Annotated in this window: 15 protein-coding genes; 3 read left to right on the top strand and 12 right to left on the bottom strand. The window is 68.1% G+C overall.

Annotated elements, in window-relative coordinates; translation table 11 throughout:
• Nucleotides 1-16: 16 nt before the first annotated feature.
• From ACLF6J_RS16865 to ACLF6J_RS16850, 4 genes are all read right to left on the bottom strand, one after another.
• Nucleotides 17-652 (bottom strand): DUF1684 domain-containing protein, encoded by a 636-nt coding sequence (locus tag ACLF6J_RS16865; RefSeq protein WP_134352476.1) that lies wholly within the window; start codon nucleotides 650-652, stop codon nucleotides 17-19.
• 9 nt (nucleotides 653-661) lie between these two features.
• Entirely contained in the window at nucleotides 662-1,483 is an 822-nt protein-coding gene (locus ACLF6J_RS16860; RefSeq protein WP_134352477.1) for a sugar nucleotide-binding protein, read from the bottom strand.
• A gap of 160 nt (nucleotides 1,484-1,643) precedes the next feature.
• Nucleotides 1,644-2,219, bottom strand: a complete 576-nt coding sequence (locus tag ACLF6J_RS16855; protein WP_134352478.1) for an isochorismatase family protein — start codon at nucleotides 2,217-2,219, stop codon at nucleotides 1,644-1,646.
• 95 nt (nucleotides 2,220-2,314) lie between these two features.
• On the bottom strand, nucleotides 2,315-3,604 hold the full coding sequence (locus ACLF6J_RS16850; protein ID WP_134352479.1) for a serine hydrolase domain-containing protein: 1,290 nt from the start codon (nucleotides 3,602-3,604) through the stop codon (nucleotides 2,315-2,317).
• 97 nt (nucleotides 3,605-3,701) lie between these two features.
• Here ACLF6J_RS16850 and ACLF6J_RS16845 point away from each other — a divergent pair, with 97 nt between their 5' ends.
• The gene (locus ACLF6J_RS16845) at nucleotides 3,702-4,013 is read left to right on the top strand and encodes a DUF2470 domain-containing protein (RefSeq protein ID WP_134352480.1); all 312 of its coding nucleotides are present in this window, start codon (nucleotides 3,702-3,704) and stop codon (nucleotides 4,011-4,013) included.
• An 81-nt stretch (nucleotides 4,014-4,094) separates the two neighbouring features.
• Nucleotides 4,095-4,742 carry a heme oxygenase (biliverdin-producing) gene (locus tag ACLF6J_RS16840; RefSeq protein WP_134352481.1) on the top strand — a complete coding sequence of 216 codons (648 nt, stop codon included), beginning with the start codon at nucleotides 4,095-4,097 and terminating at the stop codon, nucleotides 4,740-4,742.
• An 11-nt stretch (nucleotides 4,743-4,753) separates the two neighbouring features.
• Here ACLF6J_RS16840 and ACLF6J_RS16835 read toward each other — a convergent pair whose 3' ends face one another.
• On the bottom strand, nucleotides 4,754-6,139 hold the full coding sequence (locus tag ACLF6J_RS16835; RefSeq protein WP_047524258.1) for an ATP-dependent DNA helicase: 1,386 nt from the start codon (nucleotides 6,137-6,139) through the stop codon (nucleotides 4,754-4,756).
• 116 nt (nucleotides 6,140-6,255) lie between these two features.
• On the opposite strand from ACLF6J_RS16835, the gene ACLF6J_RS16830 reads away from it, so the two are divergent.
• Nucleotides 6,256-7,326 carry a hypothetical protein gene (locus tag ACLF6J_RS16830; RefSeq protein WP_047524215.1) on the top strand — a complete coding sequence of 357 codons (1,071 nt, stop codon included), beginning with the start codon at nucleotides 6,256-6,258 and terminating at the stop codon, nucleotides 7,324-7,326.
• An 18-nt stretch (nucleotides 7,327-7,344) separates the two neighbouring features.
• Here ACLF6J_RS16830 and ACLF6J_RS16825 read toward each other — a convergent pair whose 3' ends face one another.
• The 7 genes from ACLF6J_RS16825 to ACLF6J_RS16795 all read right to left on the bottom strand — a co-directional run bounded on the left by ACLF6J_RS16825 (nucleotide 7,345) and on the right by ACLF6J_RS16795 (nucleotide 12,972).
• Nucleotides 7,345-9,357, bottom strand: a complete 2,013-nt coding sequence (locus ACLF6J_RS16825; RefSeq protein ID WP_208526488.1) for a cytochrome c oxidase assembly protein — start codon at nucleotides 9,355-9,357, stop codon at nucleotides 7,345-7,347.
• Nucleotides 9,358-9,445: 88 nt separating this feature from the next.
• On the bottom strand, nucleotides 9,446-9,733 hold the full coding sequence (locus ACLF6J_RS16820; protein WP_017203554.1) for an HU family DNA-binding protein: 288 nt from the start codon (nucleotides 9,731-9,733) through the stop codon (nucleotides 9,446-9,448).
• A 493-nt stretch (nucleotides 9,734-10,226) separates the two neighbouring features.
• Complete coding sequence (locus ACLF6J_RS16815) at nucleotides 10,227-11,051, bottom strand: endonuclease domain-containing protein (RefSeq protein WP_134352483.1); 825 nt, start codon at nucleotides 11,049-11,051, stop codon at nucleotides 10,227-10,229.
• 331 nt (nucleotides 11,052-11,382) lie between these two features.
• Entirely contained in the window at nucleotides 11,383-11,688 is a 306-nt protein-coding gene (rpsN, locus tag ACLF6J_RS16810) for a 30S ribosomal protein S14 (RefSeq protein ID WP_017829734.1), read from the bottom strand.
• A 3-nt stretch (nucleotides 11,689-11,691) separates the two neighbouring features.
• The gene (gene rpmG, locus ACLF6J_RS16805) at nucleotides 11,692-11,862 is read right to left on the bottom strand and encodes a 50S ribosomal protein L33 (RefSeq protein WP_017203558.1); all 171 of its coding nucleotides are present in this window, start codon (nucleotides 11,860-11,862) and stop codon (nucleotides 11,692-11,694) included.
• Entirely contained in the window at nucleotides 11,862-12,098 is a 237-nt protein-coding gene (rpmB, locus tag ACLF6J_RS16800; protein ID WP_017203559.1) for a 50S ribosomal protein L28, read from the bottom strand. The genes rpmG and rpmB overlap by 1 nt, the downstream gene beginning before the upstream one ends.
• Before the next feature lie 154 nt (nucleotides 12,099-12,252).
• Complete coding sequence (locus ACLF6J_RS16795) at nucleotides 12,253-12,972, bottom strand: DNA-3-methyladenine glycosylase (protein ID WP_134352484.1); 720 nt, start codon at nucleotides 12,970-12,972, stop codon at nucleotides 12,253-12,255.
• Nucleotide 12,973: the final 1 nt, after the last annotated feature.

The following is a 12,973-nucleotide window of genomic DNA, read 5'->3' as shown; positions in this document are numbered from 1 at the left end:
CGTCCGAAGCGAGAGATCAGACGCTGTCGACCCCGTACATCTCCCCCACCGGGATCGGCACCGCCATCACGTTGCCGGGTTGCGCGAGCGGGCAGGCCCAGGCGGGGTCATAGGCGCAGGACGGGTTGTAGGCGAAGTTGAAGTCGAGCACGATCGTCCCGCGCTCGGCATCGGATCCGAGGTCGGCTCCCTTGATCGTGTCGACCAGATAGCGGCCACCGCCGTAGGTGCCGCCCGGGCGCCCCGCGAGAGCGTCGCGCACCGGGATGAACAGCCCACCGCCGTAGGACATGAGCCGCCAGACGTCGAGTGATCCGGCATCCGGGACCTCGACGCGACCCACGCGCTCGAAAGGCACGACGCCGTCGGTGCCGGTCGCGAAGTCGAAGCCGCCGGGGTCGGCGGGGAGGACCGGCAACTCGAAGCGCCACTCCGGGTCGTACGAGGCGATCGGCAACCCCTCGAACGCAGAACGATCCTCGGCGAGCAGCGGCGTCGCCGGATGATGCAGCATGAGCTCATCCCGTTCGATCCGCCACAGCTCATGCGCATCCTCCGGCGAATCGGAGAGACGCACGGCGGCGTAGAGAGCGAAGACGCGGCGGCGCCAGTCGACGACCTCGGCAGCCGTCCGTGCGAGTGTGTTCGTCATCCCCCCAGGCTACGGGCGCGGCATCGAGTCCTCGGCGATCATCTCGGCGTATCCCGCTTCGAAGGTCGGGTACTCGAGGTGGCCCAGCACGGATCGCAGCAGCGTCCCGTCATAGACGACCCCGCTCGGACCGCCGGACGCCACATCCGGCGGCACCTCCACGCTCAGCTTCCCGGCGATGAACGCGACGACCTCGGCGAGAGGTGCGGGCCGCTCGTCCACCGCGTGCAAGAGCGGCGGCGGTCCCTCCATCCGCACCAGCAGGTCGAGCGTCCGCACCAGATCGACCTCATGGATCCGATTCGTGCGCCGGGCGTGGTCGACGGCAGCGCCCTCGCGCACCTTCCGCAGGAGGAACTCCCGACCCGGCCCGTAGATCCCCGCGGGGCGCACGATCACGGCGGAGAACAGCGCGACGGCCGCCTGCTCACCGTCGTACAGCTCCCGAGATCGCGCACTCGTCGGTGCGGGGACATCCTGTTCGGTCAACGGATGATCTGCCGCAGCTCCCTCGAACACTCCCGTCGACGACACGAACACGGTGCGCGCCGGCAGCACGGGCAGTGCGGCCCTCAAGTTCGTCAACGCGGTGCGGTACCCCGAGCTCACGCCGCTGGGCGGCAGCGTGATCACCATCGCGTCGACGACCGGAAGGGGCGAATCGAGCGGATGGGACGGATCGGCGGAGAGTCCGATCACGCCCGCCGGCAGGGAGCCGGTGCTCCGCCGCAGGGCGAAGACCTCGCCGTCGTCGGCGAGGAGACGTGCGGCGAGTCGCTCGCCGAGCTTCCCGTATCCGACGAGGAGCGTGCGACGAGGTACCGGAGTCATGGGGCTGCCCAGCGAACGGCGAGCGCGGGCAGTCCGCGGCGATCGTGCTGCAATGGAGACCCTCCGAAATCGTCGTCGCGCGAGTCGGTTCACGTAGGGCCACTACCGTACCGGATGGGCGTGACCACGGTGCACGCGACCGATCCGACGCACGCCCTCCTCAGCGAGCGGCCACAATCCCCGTGCGATCGCTCGTGCGGCTGATCGTCGCGAATCCGCGAGCGGCGAGGATGCTCTCGGTGCGGCGCATGATGTCCTCGCCCGAGACCGCGGCCAACGGCCCCGAGGCCGGGATCGCGGAGGTGGTCGTCGCGTCCGTCACGAAGTCCACCTCGTAGCCGAGATCAGCGGCCGTACGAGCGGTCGTCTCGCAGCATTGCTCGGTCCGGATGCCGCAGATGACGACCCGTCGCACGCCGGCGCTCCGCAACCGCTGGTCGAGATCCGTCGAGAGGAAGGCGTTGATCGTGGTCTTGGTGACCGCATCCTCCGAGTCGAGGGGACCGAGCTCGTCGATCACGCGCACGAACCCCTGCGCGGGGTCGAACACACCGCCGGAGCCGGGCTCGGAATGCGTGATCCACACCACCCGCTCGCCACGCTCGCGGGCGTCAGCGACCAGGAGGGCGATGTTGTCGAGCACGGCGGGGTTGGCGGTCGCCGCCCAGTCGTCGGCACGAGCACGGAAAGACTCCTGCGCGTCGATGACGAGCAGGACGGTGTCGGAAGAGGCCATGCGTCCCATGTTCGCCGGGATTCGTCCCCGCGCCAAGCCGCTGCATGGACAACCGTCGAATGGTTCCCGCCAGTGTCACCCCCGTGCGGCGGTGGTCACTCCGCAGGCGGTTCGACGCAGGTGATGGCACCGTGCGTGATCGACTGGTGGTACTGCTCCGCCGTGAAGGGAAGCGCGAATTCCGGCGCGGTCTGCCCGGACGCAGCCGGCGCCTTCGAGGCGATCGCGGCGAGTTCCCACGAGAGCTGCTGCGCAAACCTCGAACCCGCCGTCGAATCGTTCAGCACGACCGCGACCGTGAACCCACTCGACGGGTCCGAATACGCCGCTGTGGCATAGCCGGGGACCCAGCCGTGCTGGCCGATCATCGACCCCACGAGATACGCACCACCGGTGGCCTGGTACCAGGAAGGACCGTCTTCCTTCGCAGGCAATGGCGTGCCGAAGCGCTCTGGTTTCGCGTCGGCTCCACGCAACGCCTGGCGGGCTTCGGCCTGGATGTACCGCCCGAGGTCATCGATGGTCGAGACGGCGCCGGAATCGGTGAATCCCGAGCTCGACGAGATCGTGGTGATGTCGTTGGGGGCGGCGCAGGTGAATCCGCCCTCGACCGCGGGGAGGAAATGCCCCTTCATCGGGTCGTCACCGGGAGCAGCCGGAGCGGGGCCGGGGAGCGACGTGGCCGTGAGCTCGAGCGGGTCGGTGACGTACTCGGCGATCAGCTCGGACGCGGTCATCCCGGTGGCGCGCTCGAGGGCGAGCCCGAGCAGGAGATACCCCGCATCCGAGTCGCGGAAGGTGGTCCCCGGGTCGACACGAGGGCGCGCCAGTCCGTAGCCCGCGAGCTCCAGCGGCGCCCAGATGCGGTCCGGTGTGTTCAACAAAGCGGTCTTGGTGGTCGGCTCGGACGAACCGGCGCCGCTGGTGCCGTTGCACAGGTCGAGGAGCGTGACGCCCTGTTCCCGCATGTCGGCGACCCCGGAGACGTAGTCGGCGACGTTCGCATCGAGTTCGAGCGTTCCCTCATCGGCGAGGGCGTAGAGCACGTCGCACGCCATCAGACGCGTCACGTCGGCGATGCGGAAGGACATGTCGGTGGAGACCTCTCCACCGCCGTCACGGTCCTGCGTGCCGACGGCGGTGACCCAGCTGCCGCTCCAGGGCACCCAGACCCCCACGATCGCCGCGGTGGCCCCGGAAGCGACGAGTGCATTGTCGACCGCGGCCTGCATCGAAGCGACCGTGTCGTCGGGCAGAGCACCGTCGACCTGAGCCGGTGGCGTGTAGCTGAAGGAATCCTCGGATGAGCATCCGGTGAGGACGAGAGCGAGCGCGGCCGCACTGGCCGCAGCGGCACGCCAACGGCGCGACGAGAGAAGCTGCATGAAGGAACCCCCGAGGATGTATCTCCCGAGTCTAGAACGCCCTTCCTGAAAGACGGCATCGCGCCGGGCGCCTTTGCGCGCACATAGGGTGAGAAACGTGCCCCACTTCTTCGATGCCGACGTGATCGCCGCTGTCCTGCGCCACATGAACGGTGACCACACCGATGACAACCTCTTGATCGCCCGCGCCTTCGCAGAAAGCTCCGCCGACATCACCGCCTCCGTGATGACCGGGTTCGACGGCGACGGCGGCGTCTGGGAGATCACCGTCGACGGCGAACCCTCCGAACTGCGGGTTCCGTGGCCCGGCGGACCCATCACGGATCGCCCCGCTGTGCGCCGCGAGGTCGTGGCGCTCTACGACGAGGCCTGCGCGCGCCTCGGGGTCGAGCCTCGCCCGCACGCCTGAACGGCTCGGACGCGGCCCGTCGCCCATCTGACTCGGCACCGCCACTACCGCCCGAGGTAAGGCAACCCTTACACTAGGCACATGCCCGAGATCCTCTCCTTCTCCGCCGCCCTGCGCGAGCGCTCGTCGGGATCACACTCCCGCAGCGAGACCGCCGGCTTCATGTCCGACCTCCTGAAGGGCGAGGGCTCACGCGAGGACTACATCTCCCTCGTCGCGCAGCACTACTTCATCTACGAAGCGCTCGAAGGAGCCGGGGAGCGCATGCGACAGGATCCGGTGGCGGCGGTCTTCCTCAGCGACAAGCTCACGCGACTCCCCGCGCTGGAAGCCGACCTGGAGTTCCTGCTCGGTGGCGACTGGCGCGAGCAGATCGTGCCGCTGCCCACCACCGTGCGCTACGTCGAGCGCATCCGCCAGGTGGGTGCCACGTGGGCGGGCGGCTTCATCGCCCACCACTACACCCGCTATCTCGGCGACCTCTCCGGCGGGATCTTCATCGGCCGGGTGATGGCCCGTCGGTTCGGCTTCGAGACGAACGGCATCGGGTTCTACCTGTTCGACGACATCGCCGACCCGTCCGCATTCAAGGACGTCTACCGCGAGCAGCTCGACGCCGCCCCGTGGGACGACGCGGAGCGTGAGCGTGTGATCGACGAGGTGCTCCTCGCCTATCGATTCAACACCGAGCTTTTCGAGGATCTCGACCGGGCCCGCGCCGCCGCCTGATCCCTCTTCCGTCAGGTCTTCGGCAGCTCGGGCGTCGACGCCGCCAGCCAGGCGTCGCGCATGAACCGGCGCACGTCTTCGTCCACCCGGATGTCGCGTGGCCGCAGGTCGCGTGACAGGTACAGGCCGTCCAGGGACGTCAGTCGACTCAGCGCCACGTACGTCTGCCCCGGCGCGAACGCCCCGGATCCGAGGTCGATGATCGCCCGCTCATACGTCTTGCCCTGCGACTTGTGGATCGTGACCGCCCAGGCGAGACGCAGCGGGAACTGGGTGAACTCGGCGACCACGTCGCGGGTGAGCTTCTTGGTGTTCTGGTCGTAGGCGTAGCGGAAACGCTCCCACACGGCGGGCTCGACGTCGACCTCCTCGCCGTCGATGTCGACGCGCACCGCGCTGCCGAGGATGCGCGTCACCGTGCCGATGGTGCCGTTCACCCAGCGCGGCGGCTCGCCGGACATGGCGGTGTCGTTGCGCAGGAACATCACCTGCGCCCCGACCTTCAGCTTCAGTTCGCTCTCGGCGGGCAGGGCGGCTTCACCGCGTCCGAAGTCGCCGCTCACCTCGGCCCGCGCGGTCTGCTCCTTGCCGGGCAGCGCATTCAGGTGCTGGCTGTTGATCTTGTTCACGATGTCGTTGCGCGTCGCGAGGGTGATCATGGGCACCTCGCCCGGCTCCGGCTCCGGGGGCGTGCGTCGTCCCTGCGTGTTCAGCACGCCCGCGATCTCCGCCGTGACGCGGCCGTAGCGCACGGCGTTGAGCATCGACTTGAAGCCGTCGTCGGACTGCCGGTGGATCTGCACCAGTTCCCGCACGTGCAGTTCAGCACGGGTGTCGACCTGGAACAGCCCCTCCTGGTCCGAGAGCCCCGATCCCCCCGCCCAGACCTTGGCGTCGAAGAACCAGAACGAGCGGTAGTGATCCTGGACGTAGCGGGCCTCGTCGCCGCGGGGTGGGACGGGAGCGAGCTGGTAGGGGTCACCGAACATGACCACCTGGACACCGCCGAAGGGCTCCCCCCTGCGCCCCCTGGCCTGGCGCAGGGAGCGATCGATCGCGTCCATCAGGTCGGCGTTGACCATCGAGATCTCGTCGATCACCAGCGTCTCGATGGCGTTCAGGATGCGCCGGGTCGCGTCGTTCTGGTCGATGTCGGCGTCGCCGATCAGACCGATCGGCAGACGGAAGAGGGAGTGGATCGTCTGGCCCTCGACGTTGAGCGCCGCGACGCCCGTCGGAGCGCAGATGGCGATCTGCTTCTTCGTGTTCCAGGCGAAGTGCTGCAGCAACGTCGACTTCCCGGTGCCGGCGCGACCGGTGATGAAGACGTGCTCGCCGGTGTCCTCGATGAGCCGGAACAGCTCTTGCTGCTCCTCGGACAGGGCGGGAAGGGACACGGCACTCACAGGGGGCAGTGGGCGGAAAACGGGGCGCCACCCATGCTACGTCCCGGCATCCGCGCCCGGCCGCCGACGCTCGGCGTCCCCCCAGGACGCACTCCTAGACTGGCGCCATGGAGCGGGCCAGGTCGAGCGCGCCCCGGCGGTCACGCCTGGGCGTCGATCTCGCGATGCTCGTGGTGGTCGGGCTCATGCTCGTCGCAGCGATCGGCGCCGGAGGTGCCACGCTGTACCAGCAGTTCTACGGCCCGTCCGCGTTCGTGACCCGCTACCTCGACCTGCTCTCCTCCGGCCGCGCCGCGGACGCACTACGGGTGCCCGGCGTCGCGATCGACCGCGAGATCCTCGAGGAGTCCGGCATCGACCCGGCCGCGTCCGAGGCCATGCTGCGCCGCGCCGCGCTCGCACCGCTGACCGATGTGAAGGTGGAGTCGGAGGAGCAGGCCGAAGGCGGCACCGCCGTCACGGTGAGCTACGAGGCGAGCGGTCATGCCGGCACCAGCACCTTCCTGATCGAACAGGACGGCTGGGCGGGCGTCACCCCGAACTGGCGCTTCGCGGAGAGTCCGCTGGCCGTCGTCGAGCTCACGGTCCGCGGCGTGGATCAGTTCGCCGTGAACGGCTTCGAGGTCGACCGCCGGCAGGTGTCCGCAGCGGGCACCGAGGCCGACGCGATCGAACCGCTGCCGCTGCTCGTGTTCACCCCGGGACTGTACGCCGTGACGGTGGACACTCCGATCGCGACGGCCTCCGGACACGGTGTGCTCGCGGACACCCCGCTCGCCGTCACTCCACTCGATGTGCAGACCACGCCGACAGACGAATTCGTCGAGGTCGTGCAGCAGCGGGTCGAGGAGTTCCTCACCGCGTGCACCACGCAGGACGTGCTCCTGCCGACCGCCTGCCCGTTCGGCCTGCGGGTCACGGACCGCATCTCGTCGCCGCCGAAGTGGTCCATCGCGACGCAGCCTCAGGTCACGGTCACGCCCGACGGCGGACAGTGGCAGATTCCCACGACCGATGCCGTCGCGCACGTCGAAGTCGAGATCCAGTCGCTCTTCGACGGCTCCATCGACCCCGTATCGGAAGACGTGCCGTTCCAGCTCAACGGCACCATCGCGATCCTGCCCGACGGTTCCGCGTCCATCAAGATCGGCTCACCGGGCGAACCTCCCGTCGACTGACGGATTCACCCGCGGGCCTCAACGCCTCTCGCGCTCCTCGCGGCGCTGGTCCTGAGCGGCGAGCTCGGCCAACTTGGTGTTGTACTCCTCGAGTTCCCTGTCTCCGGTGCGATCCGCATGCCGGTCGCGCCGACGCTGCAGCTTCGTGTCGCTGCGGCTCCACTGGATCGCGACCGTGATGGCCAGGATCAAGGTCGGGATCTCGCCGATGGACCAGGCGATGCCGCCGCCGACGTACTGGTCCTGCAACGGATCGGCCCCCCAGTCCCGGCCCATCGATCCGAACCACTCCGCGACCATCAGCCCCTCCTGCATCATGATCGCGATGCCGAAGAAGGCGTGCATCGCCATGACGGCGATCAGGGTGATGAGGCGGCCGGGGTAGGGAAGTCGGTACGGCACCGGGTCGGCACCGATCAGGCTCATCACGAACAGGTAGCCCGAGATCAGGAAGTGGATCACCATCCACTCATGACCGATGTGCTCGACCATCGCCCACCGCACCAGGTCGGTGAAGTAGAACGCCCACAGCGACAGGATGAAGATGGCCGCGGCGACGAACGGATGGGTGACGACCCGGGCGAACGGCGAATGCACGGCCCACATGATCCACTCGCGGCCTCCCCGGGTGCCGTCGTCGCGCTTGTGGATCGCGCGCAGGGCGAGCGTGATCGGTGCGCCCGAGACCAGCAGCAGCGGGATGGCCATCGACAGCATCATGTGGCCCATCATGTGGATGCTGAACAGGTACTCCTGGTACGCGTTGAGCGGGCCGCACGTCACCCAGAAGAGCATGAGCAGCCCGAGCACCCAGAAGACCGTGCGATGGATCGGCCAGCGATCTCCGCGCAGACGCAGGCGCCGGACGCCGGCGAGGTAGAAGAACAGGCCGAAGGCCGCGACGACGATCCAGAGCACATCGAAGTCCCACGCCGTGAACCAGCGTTCGAGCGTCAACTCGGGCGGCAGCGTCGACCCGGTGAGGATCTGGGCGGGCGTCTGCGCGAACGCGGCGACCTCGCCGGTGGGAGGGGGCGTGCGCGCGAGCGCGGCAGCGGCGCCGGACGCGAACCCCATCAGCGCGACTTCGCACAGGACGAGGAGCCAGAACCAACCCGTCGCACGCTGTCCGGCGAGCTTCGGGATGAGGCGAGCGCGGTACCAGGCGCCGAGCAGTCCCATGCCGCCCAACAGCGCGGCTTTCGCGAGCACGATCCAGCCGTATTGTGTCGTCCACAGCGCGTCCCAGCTTCCGACGGCCACGATCGACCGGGTCAATCCGGAGAAGGCGACCACCGCGAACGCCGCGATCGCGAGGGAGGAGTAGCGTCCGACGAGTCGAGCGGTGTCGACGTCACCGCGCCCGCGGAGCAGCACGAGGAGCAGGAGCCCACCCAGCCAGACCGCGGCACCGACCGTGTGCAGCAGGATCGAGTTGACGGCCATGTTGTGGCCTGCGAGGTCGCCCGCATGCCCCTGCGTCGCGAGAGGGATGAAGGAAGCCGCGGCGAGCAGTGCGGTGATGAGCGTGGGCGTCCACGAGCGCCAGGCGAAGGCGAGCACCGTGATGATCGCGCCGAAGATCGTCGTGATGAGCCAGGACTGTCCCAGCGGCAGCTCCAACAGGAAGCGGCCGAGCTGCGTGCCGAACTCCCGCTCGATGCTGAGCTTCGGGTTGAAGGCGGCCATGAACGCGAGGAACCCGGCGAGGCCCGCGGAGACCGTGAAGACGGCAGCACCGACGGAGGCGATGTTCAGTGCCGCATCGAAGGAGCGCTCCCCCGCGCGCAGTCCGAACAGCGCGAGGACGAGAGAGCCGAGCATGACGGCGGCCGACATATTCATCACGAGTTTCGCGAGCGGGGTGCCCCAGAGCACGATCGGCCCCGGATCCTGCAGCAGCGGTGCATCGGCCCCGCCCCCGACGAGGAGCGCCACCACCAGGGCCACCAGCGCGGCGACGAGGAGGATGACCACCCCGGCGATTCGATACGCCGAAATCCGACTCGTCGACTCGCTGCGGGAACTCACCCCTCCAGCCTAGGCGCGCCGGGAGGGGCGAAAGCACGAAGGCCGCTCCCGTCGGAACGGGAGCGGCCTTCGAAGAGGTGCGGTCTGCTTACTTGACGGCAGCCTTCAGCTTGGAGCCAGCGGTCACCTTGACGCGCTTGCCGGCCGGGATCTTGATCTCGGCGCCGGTCTGCGGGTTGCGGCCCGTGCGAGCAGCGGTGTCGACCTGCTCGAAGGAGATCCAGCCCGGGATGGAGACCTTGCTGCCCTTGGCAACAGCGTCGGAGACCGTGGCGAACAGCGAGTCGAGGACACCGGAGACGGTGGCCTGGCTCTGGCCCGTGGCGCTAGCGATGCTCGCGACGAGCTCGGTCTTGGTGATGGACTTGTCAGCCATGTCATCCTCCAGCGACGAGATCCCGTCGCATCGTTGTGGGTATCGGGGCGGGTGCCCCTGGTCTAGTGACCGCCTCGAATGTATCAACGACCACCCACATATCCGCGTCATTTCGCGGGTTTTGGGCAATTACTGGGCGTGTCGCGTCACATTCGTCACTCCAGTCACAGTTTTGGGGAGCTCACGCGGTGCGCGCGCGGGCTGACGCAGAACTCTCGGGGTGAGGAGAACTCTCGCTGGTGAGGAGAATTCGCGCTGGCGAGGAGAACTCCTGGGATGAAGGAGAACTCGCGGGATGAAGGAGCAGTCGCAGGGTGAGGAGAACTCGCGGGATGAAGGAGATCTCACGGAATGAAGGAGCAGATGTGGAATGCACTCCTTCATTCCGTGAGTTCTCCTTCGCAACGCGAGGCGTGAGTCCAAGGAAGCAGGCGATCAGGAGGGGGGCGATCAGGAGAGGGCGATCAGGAGAGGGGATGATCAGGAGGGGTGATCAGGAGAGGTGGGCGCCCTGCGCCACGGCCTCCATGATCACGGACTGCACCTCAGACCAACGGTGCATGACCTGTTCGTAGCTGAAGCGCAGCACACGGTAGCCACGGAGGACCAGCTGCGCGTCGTGAGCGATGTCCTTGTCCCGCTGCTCCCCGGTGTGGGTCGCACCATCGATCTGGATCACCAGTCGATCACCGATGAGGAGATCCACCCGCCGATCGAGGCACCAGGCTTGTGGCAGCATACGGAGCCCCAGCCAACGGAGCCGATGGATCACGATGGTCTCCAGCCCCGAGTCCGCGAACGGTCGCGCCCGCTCGAGGAGCGCTCGTGCCGGCGCCGGAAGATCGAGGCCACGGAGGCGCGCGCCGTCGACGTACCCCTTGTTCATGGCCGACTCCCAGATGACCAGGGCGGTCTCGAACGGCTGGCATTGCGCGATCACGGCCAGCACGTTGAGCAGTTCATCCACCGTCGCGTCGGGGGGCCGAGGGACCACCGGTTTCGACCAGTGCACGACGACCTGGGACGGCACCCGGATCCGCGCCGCGTTCGGGTGGGCAGCGACGTGCAGTGGCGTCTTCTCCGGAATCCAGAGTCCTCGCCTCTCCGCCGCCGTGACACAACTGAGCACGACACCGTGAGCCGCCGCCCCGACGATCTGGGGGTCGGCATCCGGCAAGGCCACCCACCCCTGCCGCACGGTGACGACCTCGAGACGCTCCTTCGACCGCCGGAGCGAGTGCGCACTCACCCCGGCCGCGCGCAGAGTGCGCACCCGCGCGACCCCTCCACGACGCCACAGCTCATCCACGGGATCCATCGGACGATCCTGCCTCCAGCGGGCGCGCGCACGCCGCCCGATCACCGGCAGAAGGGCAGAGCTCGATCGCCGAGGCTTCTGTGCAGGAACAGACCTCTGAAGGAGATCTCACGGAATGAAGGAGTGGACCCAGCGTTCGCTCCTGCAATTCGCGAGAAGTCCTTCAGAACGCGCGGGGCGGGACAGGAGTGAGGCAGGGAGGGAGTGAGGGACGGCAGGAGGGACGGCAGGGAGGAGAGAGGAAGGAGGGAGGGATGGATGCAGGGGGAGTGGAGACGCGAAAGGGGCGAGGATCCGAAGATCCTCGCCCCTTTCGGCTGTCTGCTGAGACTTACCAGCTCGACTTGGTCACGCCGGGCAGCTCGCCACGGTGTGCCATGTCACGGAAGCGGACACGCGAGATGCCGAACTTCGTGAGGACACCGCGGGGGCGGCCGTCGATGACGTCGCGCGAACGCACGCGAGCAGGCGACGCGTTGCGCGGCAGCTTCTGCAGGCCGACGCGTGCGGCCTCGCGGGCCTCGTCGGTGGCGTTCGGGTCGACCAGGGTCTTCTTCAGCTCGGCGCGACGCTCTGCGTAACGCTCGACGATGACCTTGCGCTGCTCGTTGCGAGCGATCTTGCTCTTCTTAGCCATTGATCAACGCTCCTCTCGGAATTCGACGTGCTGACGGATGACCGGGTCGTACTTCTTGAGCACGAGGCGGTCGGGGGTGTTGCGGCGGTTCTTCTTCGTCACGTAGGTGTAACCCGTGCCTGCCGTCGAACGCAGCTTGATGATCGGACGTACGTCCTGAGCCTTCTTGGCCATTAGAGCTTCACACCCTTCGCCTGGAGGTCCTTGACCACGTTCTCGATGCCGCGGACGTCGATCACCTTGATGCCCTTGGCGGACACGTTGAGCGTGATCTTACGACCGAGCGACGGGACGAAATAGGTCTTCTTCTGCACGTTCGGGTCGAAGCGGCGCTTCGTCCGGCGGTGCGAGTGCGAGACGTTGTGACCGAAGCCGGGAACAGCTCCGGTCACCTGGCACACTGCTGCCATGATGGTGACTCCTTCTATACCGTGAGGCCGGACGGCCCCACCCAAGATCCCTTGTCTGCACGCAACCCGACCCGCCGATCTCTCGGCCGCAGAAGGAGAAGCATGCGAACTGCGCACAGGAGTGTGCGCAGACAAAGAGTCAGTTTAGCACGGCTCATCCGGCCGCCTGAACCGCCGATTCCGCCTGAGCCCCTCTCCCCCACCGGAACGGCGACACGGTGGGATCCGCGGCGATCCAGAAGCGCCAGGGGAAGGCAGCGGTCCCGGCGACGCCCGCGACGCCGACCCGGGGGCCGCGCACCACATCGTCCCGCGGCTCGCCGAGCCACAACTCGGCCCTCGCCCCGTGCCGTTCCTCGCCGGTGATGGCGTCGATGCCGTCATGAAGGGGATGCCGCAACCCCACGGCCTGCCCGAGACGACCGGGCCCACGCGCCAGATCCCGCCGGGCGATGCGGCTGAGCGGCAGCGTCGCACCTCGGCGCCGTGCCGCGGCATCCGCTCCGGTCACGATCTCCCCCGCACGCAGCAGCACGCCGTCGCCCTGCCCGATCGGCCCGCACACCACGTTGACGCAGGAGTGGATGCCGTGGCTCAGATACACGTAGAGATGTCCGGGCTCGCCCCACATGGTGGCGTTGCGCGGCGTGCGTCCCATCCGCGCGTGGGATCCGGGATCGGCGATCTCGCCGGTGCCCTGCCCGTGGTACGCCTCGACCTCGGTGATGCGCAGTCGCACCTCGACAGGTCCGCGTTCGTCCGTCGCGGGGGCGAACGTCCGAAGCTCGGCCCCGAGCAGGAGCGGCGCGACCTCGACCGCCGAGCCGCTCAGGTCCGCACGGACCGCTCGACGCAGACCATCCTGCTGCGGCATC

Source organism: Microbacterium sp. IO18 (assembly GCF_049099505.1).
Lineage (GTDB): Bacteria > Actinomycetota > Actinomycetes > Actinomycetales > Microbacteriaceae > Microbacterium > Microbacterium aurugineum.
The sequence above is the reverse complement of the archived record's forward strand: the minus strand, read 5'-3'. Positions and strand labels throughout refer to the sequence as shown.